Source organism: Dactylosporangium sp. NPDC006015 (genome assembly GCF_040614215.1).
GTDB classification, from domain to species: Bacteria; Actinomycetota; Actinomycetes; order Mycobacteriales; family Micromonosporaceae; genus Dactylosporangium; species Dactylosporangium maewongense.
The window spans coordinates 37,448-56,440 of the sequence record NZ_JBEXUD010000020.1; the positions used below are offsets into that span (position 1 = coordinate 37,448).

An 18,993-nucleotide genomic window follows, 5' to 3' on the forward strand; every position below is an offset into this window, starting at 1 on the left:
CCCGTCGTTGCATGACTGCCACATCCCCGGGTCCTTCAGCGGAGCCACCAGGTCATCTCCACCGACTGAATGCCGATCAATCTTCAGGCGCCATCGTGCAGCCCGGTCACATTCACGGCGGCGGACACGTCCGCCACCCTGGGCCAGAGGGCTTTGCGGTCATCCCGTCACAGCTGCCCGGTGACGTGTCCGCGTTCGTCAATCGGCGCATCGAACTGGCCACGCTCGACGAGGCGCTCACCGCTGAACGGCACGAATCCCACGCGATGGTTATCGCGGTCATTACCGGTACCGCAGGGGTCGGCAAGACGTCTCTGGCACTGCGGTGGTCGCACTCCGTCCGGCATTTGTTCCCGGACGGCCAGCTGTACGTCAACCTGCGTGGCTACGACCCGGGATTGCCCGTCGTAGGCGGTCAGGTCCTCGCCCGGTTCCTGCGTGACCTGGGCGTCCCCTCGGCGGCGATCCCTTCTGAGGTTGACGACCGAGCGGCCCTGTATCGGTCGGTGGTCGCCGCCCGGCGTGTCCTGATCGTCCTCGACAACGCCGCGACTTCTGCCCAGGTGCGCCCGTTGTTGCCTGGTACAAACACCTGTCTTACGGTCGTTACCAGCCGGGACCGAATGTCCGCACTTGTCGCCCGCGACGGCGCCGTCCGCATCGGACTCAACGTGCTGCACGAGGACGATGCCGTTGATTTACTGGGCATCATGACCGGCCGCTACCGTACCGACGACCGGCGCCACGAACTCGTCGAACTGGCACGGCTTTGCGCGCGTCTGCCCCTCGCGCTGCGTGTCGCCGCCGAACGCGCGGCGAGCCGGCCAATGATGCGCCTCGATGAGCTGATCGCCGATCTCCGCGACGAGTCAGCTCTGTGGGAGGCGCTCACCCCCGGCGACACTGACGACAGCGATGCCGTACGCACGGTCTTCGCCTGGTCATACCGGGCATTGCCCGAATCTGCCGCCCGCCTGTTCCGGTTACTGGGCCTGCATCCGGGCAACCAGTTCAGCGCCGAAGCCGCGGCCGCGCTCGGCAGACACGATCTGCGCACCGCCCGCCGACACCTCGACGTCCTCGTCGGCGCGCACCTGCTCGACCAGCGTGCACCAGGCCGGTACGAGTTTCACGATCTGCTGCGCGCCTATGCCCACGACCAGGCTCGCGACACCGAAGACCAGACGGAGCAGGGAGCCGCGCTGCGGCGAATCGTCAGCTGGTACCTACAAGCGGCGGCCGCTGTACTGCGCCACCTGACCGGGTTCGACACCAGCGCGCTGCTCCATTCCGTCCCAGCCGAAGCCGACCCGCTGCTGCCGATGTTGGCGACGCCCAATGCCGCGCAGCATTGGTACACCACCGAATGCGACAACCTCGCTGCCGCGACCCGCGCGGCCGCCGACGCGGATCTGCACCCACTCGCGTGGCGGCTCGCCGTGGTCCTTGGCCGGATCTGCGCTCTGCAGAACGCCTTCGACGACTGGCTCGTCACTGGCCGCATCGGCCTCACCAGCGCCATCGCGGCCGGTGACCTTGCCGGTCAGGCGTGGACGCACGCGAATCTCGGCGCCGCGTGCTTACAGTCCGGCCGCCTCGACGACGCCGCGACGAGCCACCGGTCGGCGCTGGAGATCAGGCAACACCTCGGCGACCGTCGCGGTGAGGCGATGTCCCACAACGCGCTTGGGCTGGTCGCGCTGGGTGACCGGCACCTCGACGCCGCTGTGGCGGCCTTCGTTGAGGGACGACACATCGCCGCCGACCTCGACGACGGATACTGGATCGGGAACCTCGACGCCAACCGAGCCCAAGCGCTTCTGGAACTGCATCGGCACACCGAGGCCGCCCTCCCGCTGGAGGACGCGCTGGAGACGCTGCGCCGGTCCGGCGATCGTTTCGGCGAGGGCAACGCCCTGTATCTCCTAAGCCGGCTGCAACGGGAGACCGGCGATCTCGTCGGCGCCCACGTCAACATCGGCGCCGCGATCGCCATCGCCGAGAATGCTGACAACCAGATGTGGCTCGGGCACTGGCTCGTCGAGCTCGGCCACATCCAACGCGCCGCCGGCGAACCCGGCCTGGCACTGGAGTCGTACCAGCGCTCCGCCACACTCCAGCGACGCGTCGGCGACCGGATGCGTGAATCCATCGCCATTGCCGCCGCGGGTGATGTGTACCAGGATCTCGGCCGGTTGGAAGAGGCGGTCGACTTCTACACCGTCGCCGCAGCTGCCCAGCGCGACATGCGGAGCCGATGGCACCATGCGTGCACGCTCGCGTCCTGGGCCGACGCCAGCCAGCGACTTGGCGACACTGAGGGTGCGGTGGCCCGCCGCGCAGAAGCCCTGGTGTTGTTGGAGCACTTCCATGACCCTGCTGCGACGGCGCTGCGCGACCGGTTGCAGGGTTAAGCCCGGGACGGCCGATCCGCCTCCGGGGCGGACTCGACGATCCAGATCGGCGTGTCGGCGCACTCCATGCGCAGCCCGTCGGCCTCAGCCAGCGAAGTGCGAACCACGCGCAGGCGTACACCGTCGACCACTCCGACCGGCGCCCGTCCCATGTACGCGAACATCCGCACCTGGTGGTGAATCTGCGCGGCGGTACGGCCCCAGTCGATGTTGGAGAACTCCGGCTCGATGAACCCGGCGTAGCTCGCTCCGGCGTCACCCTGCGGCTTGCCGGGCGCCCCATCGGCAATCATCGTGAGGGATTCCGTGAGCGCCTCCGCCAGCACAGGTCCCAGACGCGACCACAGCAGCGCCGGCGTGACCCACTCATCAAGGACGATTCCATCACGTTGCACGAGGGTCGGGCCGGTGTCGAACCCCTCATCCATCCGATGCACCGTCAATCCGATGCTCGGGTCCCCCGCACGGATCGCCGCCAACACCGGCGCAGGTCCACGATACTTCGGCAACAGCGACGGATGGGCATTGATCGCCCCATATGTCGCCATCTCCAGTACTCGCACGGGCAGCCGCCAGTTGAAGCCGTGCACAACCACCAGATCCGGCCGGTAACCGACGAGTTGACGGGCCAGTCCATCGCCGCTCGCCGGCACCAGAAGGTCAATGTCGTCCGGCAGTTGGGTCACGATCTTTGAAAGCGATTCAGCCATCCACGCGTCAACTGATGAACGGGGACGCATCGACCTCGATACCACGTATGCAACCGGTTCATGGCCCGCCGCCAGGCACGTGTCGCGCAGCAGGTCGAACTGCTCAGCCCCGCTGGCGGCGAGCACCACGCGCATAGGTTGGGGCATCGGTTCACCATATCGGGCGGTCGTGTCCGCGCTGGTGGCGTAGGAGGCGGTCAGCGCTGATCCGTTGTGGTTGATGTCAGGCGGCGGTCAGTTGCCGGCCCAGGGGGCTGGGTCCCGTCTGGGTCTTTGGGCCCAGGCGCGGGGGCGGGTGCGCCGTTAGCGTCCTGGCCGGTGGGTGCCGGGCGGCGGTGCCCCGGGCCGACGCAGGAGACGTGCATGACATCCCTTCGACGCGCGCCGCGGTCGCGGCTGTTCGTCCTGGCTGGTATCGCGGTCGCGCTGGCCGGGTTCCTCGGCTGGTTCGCGACCGGGCCGCTGCACCTGGCGAGCGCGGGCGACACGCCGCTGTCGCAGGGGAAGCCGGCGACGGCCTCGTCGCTGGAGGGGCAGGGCTATCCGGCGAAGGCCGCGTTCGACGGTGATCCGAAGACCCGGTGGTCCAGCGCGTTCAGCGACCCGCAGTGGATCCAGGTCGATCTCGGCGCTCCGGTGGCCATCGGCAAGGTGGTGCTCACCTGGGAGCGGGCCTACGCGACGGCGTTCGAGGTGCAGGTGTCCGTCGACGGGGCGAGCTGGCGCACGACGTACGCCACGACGACCGGCACCGGAGGTGTGCAGAGCCTCGCGGCGAGCGGCCTCGCGCGCTACGTGCGGATGTTCGGGACCAAACGGTCCAGCGGATACGGCTTCTCGCTGTGGGAGTTCCAGGTGTACGGGTCGGGCTCGGCCCCGGCCACCGCGACCGTGAACCCGCCGACGACGGCACCCCCGACCAGCCCCCCGGTGAGCCCCGGGGGCAACGGGGGCAACGGGGGCACCGGCGGCACCGGCTGGATCGACGCGCCCAACCCGGTGACGAACGTGAAGGCGTCGCACGAGGTGCCGCCGAACAAGGGCGGGTTCCACGAGTTCCAGGCGAACTGCTCGGTCAGCCGGACCAACCTCGGCGACGACCCGATCGTGTTCCCGGGCCTGCCCGGAGCCTCGCACCTGCACACGTTCATGGGCAACACCACCACGAACGCCGGCACGACCATCGAGTCGCTGGCGAAGGGCCAGACGACCTGCAAGGCCAAGGGCGACCTGTCCGCGTACTGGATGCCGACGCTGTTCAACGGCGACACCCCGGTCAACCCCGAAGGCCTGCAGGTCATCTACTACAAGGCCGGCGTGACCGACTACCGCAGCGTCCGGCCGTTCCCGAAGGGGCTGCGGTTCGTGGTCGGCAACGCGAAGAACACCGACGCCGACAAGTTCCTCGCCGCGACCGAGGAAGGCTTCGAGTGCGGCAACAGCTACAAGAACAAGAACATCCCGCTGACCTGCTCGTCGGCGCGGGACGTGAAGCTCAACATCCGGTACCAGGCACCCAGCTGCTGGGACGGGCGGCACCTGGACTCGCCGGACCACCAGAGCCACATCGTGTACCCGGTGGACAGCCACACCGCGTCGGGCTGGGTCTGCCCCGACAGCCACCCGGTCGCGGTGCCGAAGCTGGAGTTCAAGATGGCCTGGCCGGTCAACGGTGACATGTCGAAGGTGCGCTTCGCCAGCGGCGCCGGCCCCACGTTCCACTACGACTTCATGAACGCGTGGGACGAGCGGACCCTGGCCGCGATGGTCGACGGGTGCATCGTGGCGGCCCGGCAGTGCGACCCGCGGGGCCACGACGGCCGCGACGACCAGCAGCCGGCCCCGTACGTGCTGAACGAGAACTACCTGCTGCCCTGACCCCCCCACAGGGCACCCGGCGCCGCCGTCCAAGGCAGAGGACGGCGGCGCCGCCGTCTGTCCAGACATGTGCCGTAGGGTCCGTCCGGGACGGGTGAAGGAGTGCGGTTGAGCCGGCGGCAGTGGCTGGGTGTGACGGTGGTCGCGGCCGGGATGGCCGCGGCGACGGTGCTCGTGCCGCCGCTGATCGCCCCGGACCGGGACACCGACGGCGGGAAGCCTGTCGTTTCAGCGCCTCCTGTACGGGGTTCGGCGGCCGTGCCCGGCAGCGCGCCGGCGAGCTTCGCCCCGATCGTCGTGGAGGCCGAGGACCCGGGCAACCGGCTGACCGGCGGCGCCGCCGTCACCGCGTGCGGCACCTGCCACGGTGGCGCCCGGGTCCGTTACCTGTGCTTCACCTGCGTGCTGGAGGTGCGTGCCGTCCTGCCCACGGCGGGGTCGCGGACGGTCACGGTCGGGTACGAGGTGGACGGCCCGCGCGCGGTGAAGGTCCGGGTGAACGGGGCGGCGCCGCGCACGTTCCAGGTGACCGGCCCGGCGTGGACGGTCCCGCGGTCGTTCCAGTTCACCGCCGACCTGCCGGCCGGGGAGCTGCGGCTGACGCTCTTCAACGACGACACGCCCGCGCCGGACATCGACGTCGTGACGATCACCTGACTTATCGGCTGATCAACATGGGCTGAAATCCGGCTTAGGCGCCTTGCCGGGGGTTCGGCGGCCGCGGCACGGCGGGTAGCGTTCGCTGTCGCGATCGCTTCCAGCACAGGCGGGTGTCCAGTGATGCAATCGGCGGGCCGGGAGATCGCCGCTGCGGCGTTGACCCGGGCGGTGCTCATCGCGCGGGCCGCGGCGACGATGAGCGCGGCCGCCGCCGGACTGCTGCTCGTCGACGACCCGGGCCCGGTGATCGCGGTCCTCACGCTCGTCGCCGTCGCCACCGCCGCCCAGCTCGGCGTCCTGGCCCGGTGGCCGGGGCTGGTCGCCCGGCCGGTCGTGGTCGTCGCCGCCGACCTCGCCCTGGTGTTCACGGTCCTGGCGGTGAGCCGCGGCGGCATCGCGTACTTCTGTTACGCCGCCGGCGCCGGCGGGCTCGCCGGGGTCGTGCTCGGCATGCGGGCGCTGCCGGTGTGGGTCGGCCACGCCGCGCTCAGCTTCGCGGTCACCGCCGAGGTGCTACGCCGCAGCGACCCGCCGGCGGAGATCGCCGCGTTCGTCGTCGCGTTCCCGATGGCCGGCGCCCTTGCCGGGCTCGGCGCGGTCGTCGCGACCAACGCCCTGGCCCGCCACCTGGAGCTGTCGACCAGCCTCCTGGTGGCCGCGCAGCGCTCGGCGGCCGCGTCGGAGCGGGCCCGGCTCGCCCGCGAGCTGCACGACTCGGTGGCCAAGACGCTGCGCGGGGTGTCCCTGGCGGCGCTGGCGCTGCCGTCGTCGCTGCGCCGGCAGCCGGCGCTCGCCGAGCACCTCGCCACCACCGTCGCCGCGGGCGCGACCGCGGCCGCCCGGCAGGCCCGCGAGCTGCTGCGGGAGATGCGCTTCGACGTGCCCGACCAGGATCTCACCACGAGCGTGGCGGAGGTGTGCGCCGCGTGGAGCGCCACGTCCGGCATCCCGGTGCGGACCGAGCTCGGCTCCGTCCAGCCGCCGATCATGGTGGCGTACGAGCTGATCCGGATCCTGCGGGAGGCCCTCGCCAACGTAGCCCGGCACGCGTCCGCGCGGCACGTCGTCGTCCGCCTGGCGCCGGTCCGGCGGGGCGCGCTGCTGGAGATCAGCGACGACGGGGTCGGGTTCACCGTCCCCGACGACCTGTCCCGGCTGCAGTCCGCGAGCCACTTCGGCATCGTCGGCATGGCGGAGCGGGCCCGGATGGCGGGCGGCCGCCTGCACCTCGACTCCGCCCCGGGCCGCGGCAGCGTCGTCGCCGTCCATGTACCGCTGGGTGCCGCATGACATTTCCCGTCGGGGTCCCGGTCGGGATTCTGGTCGTCGACGACAACCCGATCGTGCGCGCCGCCGTCCGCGGCATCCTCGACGGCGACGACGGCCTGCGCGTCCTCGGTGAGGCCGCCAACGGCCGCGAGGCGCTGGCCGCGGCCCGCCGGCTGCGCCCCGCCGTCACCCTGCTCGACCACCGGATGCCGGTCGCCGACGGGCTGTCGGTGATCGGCGTCCTCGCCCAGCACTCCGCCGTGCTGGTGCTGACCAGCGACGACCACCCCGACCTGATCCGCGGGATGCTGCACCAGGGCGCCCGCGGCTACCTCGTGCACGGCGAGTTCAGCCCCGCGGAGCTGCTGCGCGCCGTGCACGAGGTCGCCCGGGGGCGCGGCTGGCTGTCCCCGGTGGCGGCGTCGGTGGCCGCGTCCGTGGTCGCCTCGGTGGGCCGCGACCAGCACCGGCGCCGCGACGGCCGGTCCCGGTTCGGGCTCACCGACCGCGAGGAGGACGTGATGGGCCTGCTGTGCCGGGGCCTGTCCAACGCGGCGATCGCCCGGCAGCTGCTGCTCACCGAGAAGACCGTGAAGAACCACCTGAACCACGTCTTCGCCAAGCTGCACGTCCGCAGCCGCACCGAGGCCGTCGTACGCTGGACGACCCCCGACCCGTAGCCGGCGCCGTCAGTCGACCGTGGCGTACAGGATGACCATGGCGATGGAGAACAGGATGCCGAAGGTGCCGCAGAGGACGCCGGCGATGGCGAGGCCGCGCCGGTTGCCCGCGCCGCCGGCACCGAGCAGGGCGACGACGCCGAGCACGACGGCGACGATCCCGGCGATCACACCGACCGGGCCGCAGGCGGCCGCGGGAAGCGAGAAGATGCCGAAGACGAGGGCGAGCACCGGCGCCACCGGCTGCGGGTCGGCCTTCGGCTGGGCAGGCGCCGGCAGCGGGGGCAGGTCGCGGACGATCCGCAGCAGCTCGCCCCAGGTGCGGGCGGCGTACGTGTGGCGCGTGAGCGCGTCGAACTCGGACAGGCTGAGCCGGCCCTCGGACAGGCAGGTGCCCAGGTGCGCCACGACGGCCTCACGGTCGGCGTCGGACGCCCGGAACGACGGCGACGGGTACATGTCATCGACCGTACTGCGGTCGGACAACAACGGAGGGTGACCGGGATGGCGGCATCAGGCGGTATGTGGGTGCCTTCCGAGGATGAGATCCGCGCGCTGCACGAGCGGCACGCGCCGGACCGGGACACGTTCGACCTGGTGTGGGCGCACTGCGTGACCGTGTGGCGCATCGCCGAGCAGCTGCTGCCGAGGACGGCCGGCGTGGACCCCGCCCTGGTCAAGGCCGGTTGTCTGGCGCACGACATCGGCGTCTACCGGCTGCGCGGCGACCCGTACATCAGGCACGGCGTCCTCGGGCACGAGCTGCTGCGCGAGGAGGGGCTGCCGGAGGCCCTGTGCCGGTTCTGCTCGTGCCACACGGGGGTCGGGATCACCCGCGCCGACGTGGCCCGGCAGGCGCTGCCGATCCCGCCCGGCGACTACGTCGCGGTGAGCGAGGAGGAGCGGCTCGTCATGTACGCGGACAAGTTCCACACGAAGAGCAGCCCGCCGAGGTTCGTGACCGCCGACGGCTACCGGCGTGACGTCGCGCGGTTCGGCGTGGACAAGGTGGTGTGCTTCGACGCGATGGTCGCCCGGTACGGCGAGCCCGACCTCACAGCGCTTCGACCGTGACGTCCAGCTCGCGCGGGGTGCGGGCGTCGACGGTGTACCCGAGCTCCCGTAGCGCCGTCGCGAGGGCGGCCGGGGTGCGCGGCCGGGCGCCCGCCAGCACCAGCGCGCGGACGATCCGGCCCTTGGTGGCCTTGTTGAAGTGGCTGACGACCTTGCCGCCGTGCAGGACGCGGACCGTGACGCCGTTGTGCGGGGTCCACGTCGAGGCGTACGCGGAGGAGCGCAGGTCCAGCACGAGGGCGTCGCCGGCGAGCTCGTCGAGGACCGGGGGCAGCGCCGTGCGCCAGTGGGCGGCGAGGGGCCCGGCGGTCGGCAGGCGGACGCCGATCGAGCAGCGGTACGACGGGATCCGGTCGGCCGGGCGGACCGCGCCCCACAGCCCGGAGAAGATGAGCAGCTGCTTGCGGGCCCGGGCCAGCGCGGGCCCGGTCAGCGACGCGAGGCCGAGCGCGTCGTAGAGGACGCCGGTGTACAGCGCGGCGGCCGGGAGGGTCGGCGCGGTGCGCAGCGCCTCGTTGCGGGCGGCCTCGTCGGCCAGGCCCGGGGTCAGCCCGAGCGTGGTGAGGGCGAGCGCCGGGTCGCCGCTGAGCTTCACCAGGTCGTCGACCACGGTGGTGCGGGCGTCGGACAGCGCGGGCAGCGACAGCCGGTCGAGATCCAGGGCCGCGCCGCGCCGCGGGGCGGCGGCCTTGCCCTCGGACGGTGGCAGCAGGATCAGCACCGCCCGAGGGTACAGCCGTCCTTACGCGTGCCGGCCCGACTGGACGAACGGCATGCCGTGGTGGTTGGTCTGGGCCAGCCGGCTGTTGAGGTTGCCGGCATTGGCGATCTTGTCGTGGTACGCCTCGCGGCGGCGGGCGACGCAGCCCGTCGGTTTGTCGCTGATCGAGACCAGATCCGGGTCGAGGTGCGTGTTGAGGCCGTCGCGCAGCAGCATGAGCGCCTCGGCGCGCAGCTGCGACACCCGCGACTCGGTGACGCCCAGGTCGTGGGCGATCTCCATCATGGGCCGCTCCTGGAAGAAGTACCCCTTCACGACCTTCCCGAGCCGCTCCGGCAGCGCCTCGACGGCGTTGTGCAGGTAGCCGATCCGCTCGCGGTGCAGGATCAGGTCCTCCGGGCCGGCGGCCCGCTCCGGCACCATGTCCTCGGCGCTGCCGGCCGCGAAGCCCTGCAGCGACAGCACCGCCGCCCGCTGCACGTCGTCGTCGATCGCCTGGAGCTCGTCGACGCTGACGCCGAGCGCCTCCGCCAGCTCGTGGTTGGTCGGGGTGCGTCCGAGCGCCGCGGTCAGCTCCTGTTGCATCGCGTCCGCCTGCCTGGCCCTGGCCCGCACGGATCGGCTCGCCCAGTCCAGTCCGCGCAGCTCGTCGAGGATCGCGCCGCGGATTCGGGTCGTGGCGAAGCTGCCGAACGGGATGCCCCTGCTCGGGTCGAACGCCTTCGCGGCGCCGGCCAGGGCCGCCATGCCCGCGGAGACGAGGTCCTCGCGGCTGACGTGGGCGGGTAGGCGTCCGAGCGTCTGGCGCACCAGATGCCCGACGAGTGGCAGGTGCTCGCGGATCAGGTCCTCGAGCTCGCGGCCTTCCAACTGGACCTTGAGCGTGGCACCCTCAAGGGTCGCTGTCATCGGTTCCCCCTCGTGTCTGTGGTGAACCCCGTGCAGGCGGTCCACCTGCTGACACGAAGAACTTTCGACTACGAAGGGTGCTGACACCGTCACTTTCGGGTGCCTTTTGGTTGCGAGACGGTGAGAGTGCTCAGATTCGGCGTGTCGCGACAACTCGCTCAGCGCGCCGATGCATTCGAACACCGGTACAGTCGCCCGCGATGAATCTTGTGCCGCTCGCACCCCGCCTACGCCGCGCCGCCCGCCAGCACTTCGGCTGGGACCAGTTGCGCGCAGGACAGCTTCCGCCGATGCGCGCCCTGCTCAAGCGGCGGGACGCGCTCGTGGTGTTACCCACTGGTGGCGGAAAATCAGCTATCTACCAGGTTCCGGCGATGCTGCTGCCCGGGCCCACTGTCGTCATCTCACCACTCCTCGCGTTGCAGCAGGACCAGATCGCCGGACTGAACCGCCGGGTCGCCGGGCAGGCGGTCAGGATCAGCTCGGCCGAGACGCCCAACCAGCAGCAGGCCGCGCTCGAGGCGCTGCGGGCCGGGACGGCCAGGTTCCTGTTCATCACGCCGGAGCAGCTCGGCAACCCGGCGCGCCTGGCGGAGGTCAAGGCGCTGCGGCCGAGCCTGGTCGCCGTCGACGAGGCGCACTGCGTCTCCGCGTGGGGCTACGACTTCCGCCCCGACTACCTGCAGCTCGGCCACCTCATCCGGGAGCTCGGCGACGGGCGGCACCGCCCGGTGATCGTGGCGCTGACCGCGACCGCGTCGCCACCCGTACGGGCGGACATCACCGAGACGCTCGGGCTGCAGGACCCGTTCACGCACGTCGCCGGCCTCGACCGGGCCAACCTGGAGCTGTCGGCGGTGCACTGCACCAGCGACGAGCAGCGCTGGCAGCGGCTCCTCGCGCAGGTCCGCAAGGAGCCGCACCCCGGGATCGTGTACGCGCCGACGCGGGCGATCGCCGAGCAGTACGCGACCCGGCTCACCGAGCACGGCGTCGAGGCGGTCGCGTTCCACGCCGGGCTCGCCGCCGGCGAACGCAACCGCCGGTACACCGACTTCATGGCCGACAAGATCCCGGTCATGGTCGCGACCAGCGCCTTCGGGATGGGCGTCGACAAGCCCAACATCCGCTGGGTGCACCACGTGGCGCTGCCCGACTCCCCCGACAGCTACCTGCAGGAGATCGGCCGCGCCGGCCGGGACGGCGCGGCGTCGCGCACGGTGCTGTTCTTCCGGCCCGAGGACGTGTCGCTGCAACGGTTCTTCGCCTCCGGCGCGCCCGACGGCCACGAGCTCACCCAGCTCGCCGCCGCCCTGCGGGAAGGGTCGGTGAGCCGGACCGCGCTCGCCACCCGCAGCGGCCTGCCGGCGCGCAAGGTGACGTCGCTGCTGAGCCTGCTCGAGCAGGTCGGCGCGGTCGAGGTCCTGCCCGGCAACAAGCTCGGCACGCCCCGCTACGCGCCCACGCCGGCGGAGGCGTCGCGGCTCGCGCTCGCGCAGTTCGAACGCCACCAGACGCTGCGGCGGTCCCGGATCGACATGATGCGCCAGTACGCGGAGAGCGCCAACTGCCGCGGCAACGCGCTGCTCGCGTACTTCGGCGAGCAGGCCGAGCGCGCCTGCGGGCACTGCGACAACTGCGCCAACGGCACCGTCGTCGTGGATCCCGTGGTGCCGCGCGTGCCGTGGTACCGGCGGCTGTTCCGGCGCCCCGCCGTGGCGGTGGCGGCGGACGAGGTCACGGTCGTCGACTCCGGCCGGCCGTTCCCCGTCTCCAGCGAGGTCCGGCACACCGCGTGGGGCACCGGCACCGTGATGGCCTACGAGCAGGACCGGGTCGTGATCCTGTTCGAGGAGGTCGGCTACAAGACGCTGTCGGTGCCGATCGTGCAGAAGTCGAAGCTGCTGGAGCCCGCGTGACCCCGGCGCCCGCCTTGGTCGGCGGGCGCCACGGCGGCCGCGGTTGCCGGGCGCCACGGCGCGGCACCGTCGCGGCACCGTCGCGGCGTCGGCCGCGGTTGGCGGGCGCCGCCGCCGGGCACCGCTTAGGCTGGTCGCATGACCGAGCTGCCCGTCGACCAGCGTGCGTACAACCGCGAGCTCATCGCCGAGTTCCGGGCCTCAGGGCGGCGGCTGGGTGACCGGCCGCTGCTGCTGCTCACCACCTCGGGCCGCAGGTCCGGCGCGCCGCACACCAGCCCGATGATGTTCATCCGGATCGACGACAAGATGTACGTCATCGCCTCCAACGCGGGCGCCGTCAACGACCCGGACTGGTTCCGCAACCTGGTCGCCGAGCCGGCCGTCACCGTCGAGGCGGAAGGCGAGGAGTACGCCGCCACCGCCCGCCCCGTCGCCGACGAGGACCGGCCCGTGCTGTGGACCAGGATCTGCGAGCGGTATCCGTTCTTCACCGACCACCAGAACGGCGTCGACCGCAGGATCCCGGTCGTCGAGCTGGTCCGCCCCTCGTACTAGGCGGGGCTGATCACCTTCTCGGGCTCGACGAACTCCCGGTCGGTCCCCGTCGCTTCCCCGCCCGTCCACCAGGAGTCGTCGCGGAACTCCTCGGGCAGCTCGTCCTCCCACGGGTCGAGGCCGCGCACCTCGACCGCGTCGAACCACGCGTCCCGCCGCGATTCCGGCAGCCGCCCGCCGCACCACGGGCAGTACCCGATCACGACCATCGACGTGCCGCCGTCGCGGACGGGCAGCCCGTATTCGTCGAACCTCGCGTCATGGACGACGACCACATCCGGGTCGTCCTCGCCGGCCTCGGACTCGGCCAGCGCCAGTTGGGCCCGCATTCCGTCGCAGCAGTGTTTGCGCACGGCACGCAGTATGGCGGGCGCGTCCTGTCGGGTGTCCGGCAGGCCCGCAACTGTCGTTTGAAGGATAGTCCAGGCCGCTGAGCACGGTATACGCTCGGTTCCACGGCAGTTGAACGGCTGGCACGTTTCCAGGATTCGACGCCCCCGACGGCGCCTTAGCGTCATCTGCGACACCGAACACCGAATCGCAAACACCCCCATCGCAATACCGAGAGGACCCACCATGAGCGAGTACGACGGCGGCGACACCGGCGCGGAATACGGCCACGTCGAGGCGGGCGAGAACCACGAGTCGCTGGACCAGCTGCACCAGGTCGACGCGAGCCAGAACAACTACGACTCGCAGTTCGGCGTCTACGAGCAGGACCACGCGTCGGCCGAGTCGACCTCGTTCGACCAGGGCCACCAGGTGTCGTACACCGACGCGAGCGGCGCGACGTACCAGGAGTCGGACTTCACCTCCTACGACCACTCCGCCGCCGAGACGGACCACGTCTTCGCCGCCGAGGGCTCCGAGTCGGCGTCCTCCAGCGAGTTCCACCAGCTCGACGCGATCCGGGCGCAGCTCGACTCCGCCTTCAGCGAGGCCACCGTCATCGACACCGACACCCCGCCGTCGATCGCCGCCGGCTGATCTTCTCTGCTGTCGCTGTTCTCCGGCGCCGGCCCGCGGACCTTCCGCGGGCCGGCGTTCTGCGTCCGGCCCGTCTGGCGGCTGTGCGAGCCGGCGTCCGGCCCGCCCGGCGGGTGTGCGGGCCGGCGTCCGGCCCGCCCGGCGGGTGTGCGGGCCGGGTGCGGGGCCGGGCAGGATGGCGGGCATGACCAACGCAGCGCTGTTCCGCTCCCTGCACGACCCCGCCGACCCGCTCGTGCTCGTCAACGCCTGGGACGCCGCCTCGGCGCGGGTCGTCGCCGCCGCCGGTGCCCGGGCGGTGGCGACCACGTCCGCCGGGGTCGCCTGGACGCTCGGCGTGCCCGACGGTGACGCGCTGACCCGCGACGCGATGCTCGCGCACCTGCGCCGGGTCGTCGCCGCGGTGGACGTGCCGGTGACCGCGGACGTCGAGTCGGGCTTCGGCGCCACCCCGGACGAGGTGGCGGAGACGCTGCGCGGGGTCGCGGACGCCGGCGCGGTCGGCGTGAACCTGGAGGACACCGTCCGCGGGGAGCGGCCCGGCCTGCGTGAGGTGGCCGGCCAGGTGGCGCGGATCGCCGCCGCCCGGGCCGCCGCACCCGACGTCTACATCAACGCCCGCATCGACACGTACCTCCGCGGCACCGACGACCTCGAGCAGACGATCGAACGGGCACGCGCCTATCTCGACGCCGGCGCGAGCGGGATCTTCGTGCCGGGCGTGGTGGACACCGACACCATCGGCAGGCTCGCCGCCGCGATCCCGGCGCCGCTGAACATCCTGGTCGGGCCGGGCGCGCCGACGGTCGCGGAGCTCGGCAAGCTGGGCGTGGCGCGGGTCAGCCTCGGCTCGTGGGTGGCGGAGGCGGCGTACGCCGTCGCCCGTCGCGCCGCCGAGGAGGCGTTCACCACCGGCACGTACACCAGCCTCGACGGCGCCATCGAATACTCGGAGCTCAACCGTCTGATGGGCTGACCAGCGCCGCGAGAATCTTCTCCAGCCGGCGCTGCCGGGTCGCGTCCGTCTTCGCGCCGTCGAGGGCGAGCACGTGCTGGCGTTGGCCACTGTACGAAAGTGCCTCGAACCTCGCCTTCGCGGTCGGATCCCCGGCCAGGGCGGCGGCGAGATCGGCCGGCACCACGACGGTGCGGGGCGCGGTGTCCGGCTCCAGGTCGACGTCGATCTCGTCGCCGGCCTCGACGCCCGCCCCGGCGCGGACCTCGGCGGAGACGGGCACCATGAACTGCCCGTCGCGGACGGCGACGGTGCTGCGGTACGTGTAGCCGTTGATCGTGACGAGCACCTGGGGCTTCCTGCCCTGCCCGAACGACTCGACGACCTCGGCGGGGACCGTCATGCCCGTGGCGGTCCTCCCGCCGAGGACCAGCGTCGCGCGAAACCTCATGCCCTCATTGGAGCAGCTTCAGCGCCGTTCTGACGGGCAGGCGCTCGACGGTACGTTCGAACGACATCTCCCCGAGGCAGAACCGCTCGAACATCCGCCACCCCGGCGGGGTGCGCAGCATCGCGTGGAAGAGCCCGGGCCGGCGGCTGAACGTGTCCAGCAGCCGCCGCCCGGCCGTCATCGCCGGGGCGAGCCGCTGCTCGACGGCGGTGACGTAGGCGTCGAGGTCACCGGCGGCCGCGGCCGCGCCGGCCAGGGCGCCGGAGCGCACGGCGAAGCTGATCCCTTCGCGGGTCCACGGCTCGAGCAGACCGGCCGCGTCGCCGGCGACGAGGACGCGGCCGGTGCGCAGCGGGGACGTGGCGGTGCGGCAGCGGGTCAGGTGGCCGGAGTCGTGCACGGGCTCGATGCCGTCGAGGCCGAGCCGGGTCACGAAGTCGCGCAGGTACCGCTTGGTCCGCTCGCCCTGCCCGCGGGACGCGATCACGCCGACGGTGAGCAGGTCGTCCTTCGGGAACACCCACGCGTAGGAGCCGGGCAGCGGACCCCAGTCGATCAGCAGCCGCCCCTTCCACTTCGCGGCGACGTCGGCGCCGACGGGCAGCTCCACCTCCAGGCCGAGGTCGACCTGGCCGTACTCGACGCCGGCGTGCCGCGCCGTGATCCCCGACGACCCGTCAGCGCCGATGGCGGTGCGGCCGGTGACGGTCGAGCCGTCGGCGAGCCGGACCACGACCGCGTCGCCGGTCTGTTCCAGGGACCGGGCCGTCGCCGACTGCCGCACAACCGCGCCGGCCTTCTCCGCGGCGAGCCGCAGCGCGTCGTCGAACCTGGGCCGGCGGACCATCTGCAGCAGCGGGCCGCGCCGCGCGGACCGGGCGAACGCGCGCCGCCCGTCGTGGGTGAACTCGACCCGCGTGATGTGGTCGTCGGCGGGGATGTCGATGCGGTCCTCGACCGACTGGACGGTGAAGCCGATCAGCCCGCCACCGCAGGTCTTGTACCGGGGGTGCACCGCCTTCTCCAGGACGAGCGTCCGGGCGCCGGCGGTCGCCGCCGCGTGCGCCGCCGACAGCCCGGCGGGCCCGCCGCCCACGACAACCACGTCCCAGCTTGCTGCGCTGTTGGGTTCACTCACCCGAGCAGACTAGAGGTCGGGGTTCACAGGTGAGATTGGCCTCGTGTGACGCAGACGTCATCCGAATGAGTGACCGATCTGTTTGACTGGCGGAATGTCGGCGATCGACCACCTCATCCACGCCAACGAGCAGTACGCGATCACGTTCCCCGGCCCCCGGCCGGTGCGTCCGAAGCTGCGGCTGACCGTCATCACCTGCATGGACTCGCGCCTGGACCTCTTCGGTGCGCTGGGCCTGGAGATCGGGGACGCGCACCTGATCCGCAACGCCGGCGGCCTGCCGACGGAGGAGGTGCTGCGCTCGCTCGCGATCAGCCAGCGCCGGCTCGGCACCCGCGAGGTCGTGCTGATCCACCACACCGAGTGCGGCATGCAGGACTTCGACGACGACGAGTTCCGCGCGACGCTCACCGCCGAGACGGGCCGGGCGCCGGGCTGGGACGTGCCCGGCTTCACCGATCTGCACGAGACGATGCGCTCCTCGATCGAGACGGTCCGCCAGTGCGCCTGGCTGCCGCACCGCGAGGACGTGCGCGGCTTCATCTTCGACGTCGCCAGCGCCAAAATCGAAGAAGTCCGCTGACGCCGGTGCGGTCCTACGTCGTGACGGGCGGCGGCCGCGGTGTCGGCCGCGCCGTCGCCGAGCGGCTGCTCCGCGACCCCGGCACGACCGTCGTCGTGCTGGAGCGCGACGCGGATGCCCTGACCTGGATCACGCCGGGCGGGCGGGTCGAGGGGGTCACCGGTGACGCCGGGGACGAGGACGTCACCGAGCGCGCCGCCGACCTCGCCGAGGCGCGGGGCCCGCTCGCGGGCTGGGTCAACAACGCCGCGGTCTTCCGCGACGCCTGGGTGGATGCCGTACCGGCCGGCGAGGTGCTCGCCCTGATCATGGCGAACCTCGCACCCGCCGTGACGGGCAGCGCCACCGCCGTGCGGCGCTTCCGCGCGGCGGGCCACGGGGGCGCGATCGTCAACGTCTCCTCGCACCAGGCGCAGCGGGCCGTGCGCGGCGCCCTGCCGTACACCACCGCCAAGGCCGCGATCGAGGGCCTGACCCGCGCCCTCGCCGTCGACCACGGCCCGCACGGCATCCGGGTCAACGCCGTCGCCCTCGGGTCGATCGGGACCGAACGGTCGGCGGCCTTCCTGTCCGCCCGCCCACCGGACGAGGCCGCCCGCATCGTGGACCAGCTCGCCCACCTGCACCCGATCGGCCGCGCCGGCGACGCGGCCGAGGCCGCCGAGGCGGTCGCGTTCCTGCTCTCACCTGCCGCGTCGTTCATCTCCGGCGCGGTCGTCCCGGTCGACGGCGGCCGCGCGGCCAGGGGCGACGACCCCGAGTCCCGCTGATACCGGTCGCTTTCGCGCCCTTGGGGTGCGTTCTTCGCGAGTGGGATGCAAACAGCAGGGGTCCCCGCGAGGGGGGCAAGGGGCCTCACAGACGCCGGGTCATGTTGCACGATCGATCCCATGCGATACGGGGGGCGGCTGAACCGCATCGAGTTCACAGCGCTGATCGACCAGCGGGCGAACCGGATCCGTGCGAGCGCCGCCGCGCTGCCGTTGTACGGGATGGCGGGCTGGAGCGGCCCGTGCCGCATCGGCGCCTGGACCTGGGACGAGGACCGGCTCGTGCACGCCGGCCTGACCTTCGGCGACCCGGCCGCGGGCGGTGGCTGGGTCGAGGTCGTGACCACCGCCGGCCCGCCGCTGCCGCTGCTCATCGACATGCGCGTCGCCGCCGTCATGCCCCAGCCCCCCGAGGACCGAAAGACGTACGAGCGCAACCTCCGCGCCGCGTCGACCCCCGCCCCGCACCGCGTGGGCATCACCGTGGACGGCGTGCCGAAACCCTTCCAGCGCTGGCCCGACCAGCAGGTCACCGCCGGGCAGCGGGGCTGGCTCGCGGTCCTCGACGAGGTGCCCGGCCTGCTGCTGCGCGTCTCCAACCTCGCCCCGGCCGAGATCAGGCTCGCCCGCGTCGGCGACCTGGAGCCCCACCTGGTCGGCACGAGGACCCAGCTGCTCGCCGGCTACGACGACCACGCCGAGGACCCGGCGCCCTCATAAACGCGTCTTTCTTGCCCACGACGGCTGGAGAGCCGCGCGGGCCGACGCCGTCTCGCGTGGGGCGGTTCAGTACCGCGAGGCGAGCGCCTGCGCGAAGTTCACCCGTTGCAGCGCCTCCGCCGCGTGCTGCGGCGAGTACACGACCTCCCGCGCCATGTAGTGGTACTGCCCCGCCTGCACCGACACGATCATCGGCCCCGACATCGTGTGCGTCTTCGCCGTCAGGAAGAACAGCCCGAACAGCAGGAACAGGCTCAACCCACACGTGAACGGCGCGAACACCACCCCCAGCACCGTGAACGTCACCCCCAGCGCGATCCCCCACCCCGCCGTCGTGACGACCGGCATCGGCTGCGAGATCACCATCCACCGGCTGCCCTGGATCGGCCACACCCCGACCGGCGTGTAGATCGCCCTGCCGTCGACCCGCACATCCCCGATCTGTACTTCCGGCCCGTTGTACGCGGGCACACTCCCGCCACCGCCGCTGTAAGGGATGGGCAACGTCACGTCAGCATTGTGCCGCCTCCCCCACCGCTCCGGGGACCCCCTCGCTGGTTCCATCCCGTCGGCTGAACAGTCGCCCCTCAGCCGCCG

21 protein-coding genes are annotated in these 18,993 nt (G+C 72.1%); 13 read left to right on the forward strand and 8 right to left on the reverse strand.

What is annotated here, in order from left to right:
• Window positions 1-185 precede the first annotated feature (185 nt).
• Entirely contained in the window at window positions 186-2,414 is a 2,229-nt protein-coding gene (locus ABZ321_RS31175) for a tetratricopeptide repeat protein (RefSeq protein WP_354897922.1), read from the forward strand.
• Here ABZ321_RS31175 and ABZ321_RS31180 read toward each other — a convergent pair.
• Complete coding sequence (locus ABZ321_RS31180) at window positions 2,411-3,253, reverse strand: formyltransferase family protein (protein WP_354897925.1); 843 nt, start codon at window positions 3,251-3,253, stop codon at window positions 2,411-2,413. The genes ABZ321_RS31175 and ABZ321_RS31180 overlap by 4 nt on opposite strands.
• A gap of 234 nt (window positions 3,254-3,487) precedes the next feature.
• Here ABZ321_RS31180 and ABZ321_RS31185 point away from each other — a divergent pair, with 234 nt between their 5' ends.
• The 4 genes from ABZ321_RS31185 to ABZ321_RS31200 all read left to right on the forward strand — a co-directional run bounded on the left by ABZ321_RS31185 (window position 3,488) and on the right by ABZ321_RS31200 (window position 7,611).
• The gene (locus ABZ321_RS31185) at window positions 3,488-5,002 is read left to right on the forward strand and encodes a DUF1996 domain-containing protein (protein WP_354897928.1); all 1,515 of its coding nucleotides are present in this window, start codon (window positions 3,488-3,490) and stop codon (window positions 5,000-5,002) included.
• A 108-nt stretch (window positions 5,003-5,110) separates the two neighbouring features.
• Window positions 5,111-5,659 carry a hypothetical protein gene (locus ABZ321_RS31190; protein WP_354897931.1) on the forward strand — a complete coding sequence of 183 codons (549 nt, stop codon included), beginning with the start codon at window positions 5,111-5,113 and terminating at the stop codon, window positions 5,657-5,659.
• Window positions 5,660-5,782: 123 nt separating this feature from the next.
• Entirely contained in the window at window positions 5,783-6,952 is a 1,170-nt protein-coding gene (locus ABZ321_RS31195; RefSeq protein ID WP_344503265.1) for an ATP-binding protein, read from the forward strand.
• Entirely contained in the window at window positions 6,949-7,611 is a 663-nt protein-coding gene (locus ABZ321_RS31200; RefSeq protein WP_344503264.1) for a response regulator transcription factor, read from the forward strand. The genes ABZ321_RS31195 and ABZ321_RS31200 overlap by 4 nt, the downstream gene beginning before the upstream one ends.
• A gap of 9 nt (window positions 7,612-7,620) precedes the next feature.
• On the opposite strand, the gene ABZ321_RS31205 is transcribed toward ABZ321_RS31200, so the two are convergent.
• On the reverse strand, window positions 7,621-8,097 hold the full coding sequence (locus ABZ321_RS31205) for a DUF1707 domain-containing protein (protein ID WP_344503263.1): 477 nt from the start codon (window positions 8,095-8,097) through the stop codon (window positions 7,621-7,623).
• Between the two features lie 36 nt (window positions 8,098-8,133).
• On the opposite strand from ABZ321_RS31205, the gene ABZ321_RS31210 reads away from it, so the two are divergent.
• Window positions 8,134-8,685, forward strand: coding sequence for an HD domain-containing protein (locus ABZ321_RS31210; RefSeq protein ID WP_354898106.1), 552 nt, complete (start codon window positions 8,134-8,136; stop codon window positions 8,683-8,685).
• Here ABZ321_RS31210 and ABZ321_RS31215 read toward each other — a convergent pair.
• Complete coding sequence (locus ABZ321_RS31215; protein ID WP_354897935.1) at window positions 8,666-9,406, reverse strand: peroxide stress protein YaaA; 741 nt, start codon at window positions 9,404-9,406, stop codon at window positions 8,666-8,668. The two genes, ABZ321_RS31210 and ABZ321_RS31215, sit on opposite strands and share 20 nt — an antisense overlap.
• Before the next feature lie 21 nt (window positions 9,407-9,427).
• Window positions 9,428-10,315 carry a sigma-70 family RNA polymerase sigma factor gene (locus ABZ321_RS31220; RefSeq protein WP_344503261.1) on the reverse strand — a complete coding sequence of 296 codons (888 nt, stop codon included), beginning with the start codon at window positions 10,313-10,315 and terminating at the stop codon, window positions 9,428-9,430.
• 200 nt (window positions 10,316-10,515) lie between these two features.
• On the opposite strand from ABZ321_RS31220, the gene ABZ321_RS31225 reads away from it, so the two are divergent.
• The gene (locus ABZ321_RS31225; RefSeq protein WP_354897939.1) at window positions 10,516-12,234 is read left to right on the forward strand and encodes a RecQ family ATP-dependent DNA helicase; all 1,719 of its coding nucleotides are present in this window, start codon (window positions 10,516-10,518) and stop codon (window positions 12,232-12,234) included.
• A gap of 138 nt (window positions 12,235-12,372) precedes the next feature.
• Window positions 12,373-12,792 (forward strand): nitroreductase/quinone reductase family protein, encoded by a 420-nt coding sequence (locus ABZ321_RS31230; RefSeq protein ID WP_354897942.1) that lies wholly within the window; start codon window positions 12,373-12,375, stop codon window positions 12,790-12,792.
• On the opposite strand, the gene ABZ321_RS31235 is transcribed toward ABZ321_RS31230, so the two are convergent.
• Entirely contained in the window at window positions 12,789-13,145 is a 357-nt protein-coding gene (locus tag ABZ321_RS31235) for a hypothetical protein (protein ID WP_354897945.1), read from the reverse strand. The genes ABZ321_RS31230 and ABZ321_RS31235 overlap by 4 nt on opposite strands.
• A 223-nt stretch (window positions 13,146-13,368) precedes the next feature.
• On the opposite strand from ABZ321_RS31235, the gene ABZ321_RS31240 reads away from it, so the two are divergent.
• Both ABZ321_RS31240 and ABZ321_RS31245 read left to right on the forward strand, forming a co-directional pair.
• Window positions 13,369-13,779: a hypothetical protein gene (locus tag ABZ321_RS31240; RefSeq protein ID WP_354897948.1), complete on the forward strand. Its 411-nt coding sequence runs from the start codon at window positions 13,369-13,371 to the stop codon at window positions 13,777-13,779.
• Between the two features lie 184 nt (window positions 13,780-13,963).
• Window positions 13,964-14,755, forward strand: coding sequence for an isocitrate lyase/phosphoenolpyruvate mutase family protein (locus ABZ321_RS31245; RefSeq protein ID WP_354897951.1), 792 nt, complete (start codon window positions 13,964-13,966; stop codon window positions 14,753-14,755).
• Here the strand turns inward: ABZ321_RS31245 and ABZ321_RS31250 are convergent.
• The gene (locus ABZ321_RS31250) at window positions 14,736-15,185 is read right to left on the reverse strand and encodes a YdeI/OmpD-associated family protein (RefSeq protein ID WP_354897953.1); all 450 of its coding nucleotides are present in this window, start codon (window positions 15,183-15,185) and stop codon (window positions 14,736-14,738) included. The genes ABZ321_RS31245 and ABZ321_RS31250 overlap by 20 nt on opposite strands.
• Window positions 15,186-15,189: 4 nt before the next feature.
• The gene (locus ABZ321_RS31255; RefSeq protein WP_344504003.1) at window positions 15,190-16,323 is read right to left on the reverse strand and encodes a geranylgeranyl reductase family protein; all 1,134 of its coding nucleotides are present in this window, start codon (window positions 16,321-16,323) and stop codon (window positions 15,190-15,192) included.
• 94 nt (window positions 16,324-16,417) lie between these two features.
• On the opposite strand from ABZ321_RS31255, the gene ABZ321_RS31260 reads away from it, so the two are divergent.
• The 3 genes from ABZ321_RS31260 (at window position 16,418) to ABZ321_RS31270 (ending at window position 18,396) form a co-directional block, all read left to right on the forward strand.
• The gene (locus ABZ321_RS31260; protein WP_344504002.1) at window positions 16,418-16,906 is read left to right on the forward strand and encodes a carbonic anhydrase; all 489 of its coding nucleotides are present in this window, start codon (window positions 16,418-16,420) and stop codon (window positions 16,904-16,906) included.
• A 5-nt stretch (window positions 16,907-16,911) separates the two neighbouring features.
• Window positions 16,912-17,676: an SDR family oxidoreductase gene (locus ABZ321_RS31265; protein WP_354897957.1), complete on the forward strand. Its 765-nt coding sequence runs from the start codon at window positions 16,912-16,914 to the stop codon at window positions 17,674-17,676.
• A gap of 120 nt (window positions 17,677-17,796) precedes the next feature.
• A complete protein-coding gene (locus ABZ321_RS31270; RefSeq protein WP_344504000.1) occupies window positions 17,797-18,396 on the forward strand; it encodes a hypothetical protein in 600 nt (199 codons plus the stop codon).
• Window positions 18,397-18,462: 66 nt separating this feature from the next.
• Here the strand turns inward: ABZ321_RS31270 and ABZ321_RS31275 are convergent, their stop codons facing one another.
• Entirely contained in the window at window positions 18,463-18,906 is a 444-nt protein-coding gene (locus ABZ321_RS31275) for a hypothetical protein (protein ID WP_344503999.1), read from the reverse strand.
• Window positions 18,907-18,993: the final 87 nt, after the last annotated feature.

What these genes read in the sequence shown, in the direction of transcription:
- ABZ321_RS31185 (WP_354897928.1), top strand. Translation starts at nt 3,488, where the DNA reads ATGACATCCCTTCGACGCGCGCCGCGGTCGCGGCTGTTCGTCCTGGCT.
- ABZ321_RS31200 (WP_344503264.1), top strand. Translation starts at nt 6,949, where the DNA reads ATGACATTTCCCGTCGGGGTCCCGGTCGGGATTCTGGTCGTCGACGAC.
- ABZ321_RS31260 (WP_344504002.1), top strand. Translation starts at nt 16,418, where the DNA reads ATGTCGGCGATCGACCACCTCATCCACGCCAACGAGCAGTACGCGATC.
- ABZ321_RS31225 (WP_354897939.1), top strand. Translation starts at nt 10,516, where the DNA reads ATGAATCTTGTGCCGCTCGCACCCCGCCTACGCCGCGCCGCCCGCCAG.
- ABZ321_RS31270 (WP_344504000.1), top strand. Translation starts at nt 17,797, where the DNA reads ATGCGATACGGGGGGCGGCTGAACCGCATCGAGTTCACAGCGCTGATC.
- ABZ321_RS31245 (WP_354897951.1), top strand. Translation starts at nt 13,964, where the DNA reads ATGACCAACGCAGCGCTGTTCCGCTCCCTGCACGACCCCGCCGACCCG.
- ABZ321_RS31240 (WP_354897948.1), top strand. Translation starts at nt 13,369, where the DNA reads ATGAGCGAGTACGACGGCGGCGACACCGGCGCGGAATACGGCCACGTC.
- ABZ321_RS31195 (WP_344503265.1), top strand. Translation starts at nt 5,783, where the DNA reads ATGCAATCGGCGGGCCGGGAGATCGCCGCTGCGGCGTTGACCCGGGCG.
- ABZ321_RS31220 (WP_344503261.1), bottom strand. Translation starts at nt 10,315, where the DNA reads ATGACAGCGACCCTTGAGGGTGCCACGCTCAAGGTCCAGTTGGAAGGC.
- ABZ321_RS31250 (WP_354897953.1), bottom strand. Translation starts at nt 15,185, where the DNA reads ATGAGGTTTCGCGCGACGCTGGTCCTCGGCGGGAGGACCGCCACGGGC.
- ABZ321_RS31210 (WP_354898106.1), top strand. Translation starts at nt 8,134, where the DNA reads ATGTGGGTGCCTTCCGAGGATGAGATCCGCGCGCTGCACGAGCGGCAC.
- ABZ321_RS31230 (WP_354897942.1), top strand. Translation starts at nt 12,373, where the DNA reads ATGACCGAGCTGCCCGTCGACCAGCGTGCGTACAACCGCGAGCTCATC.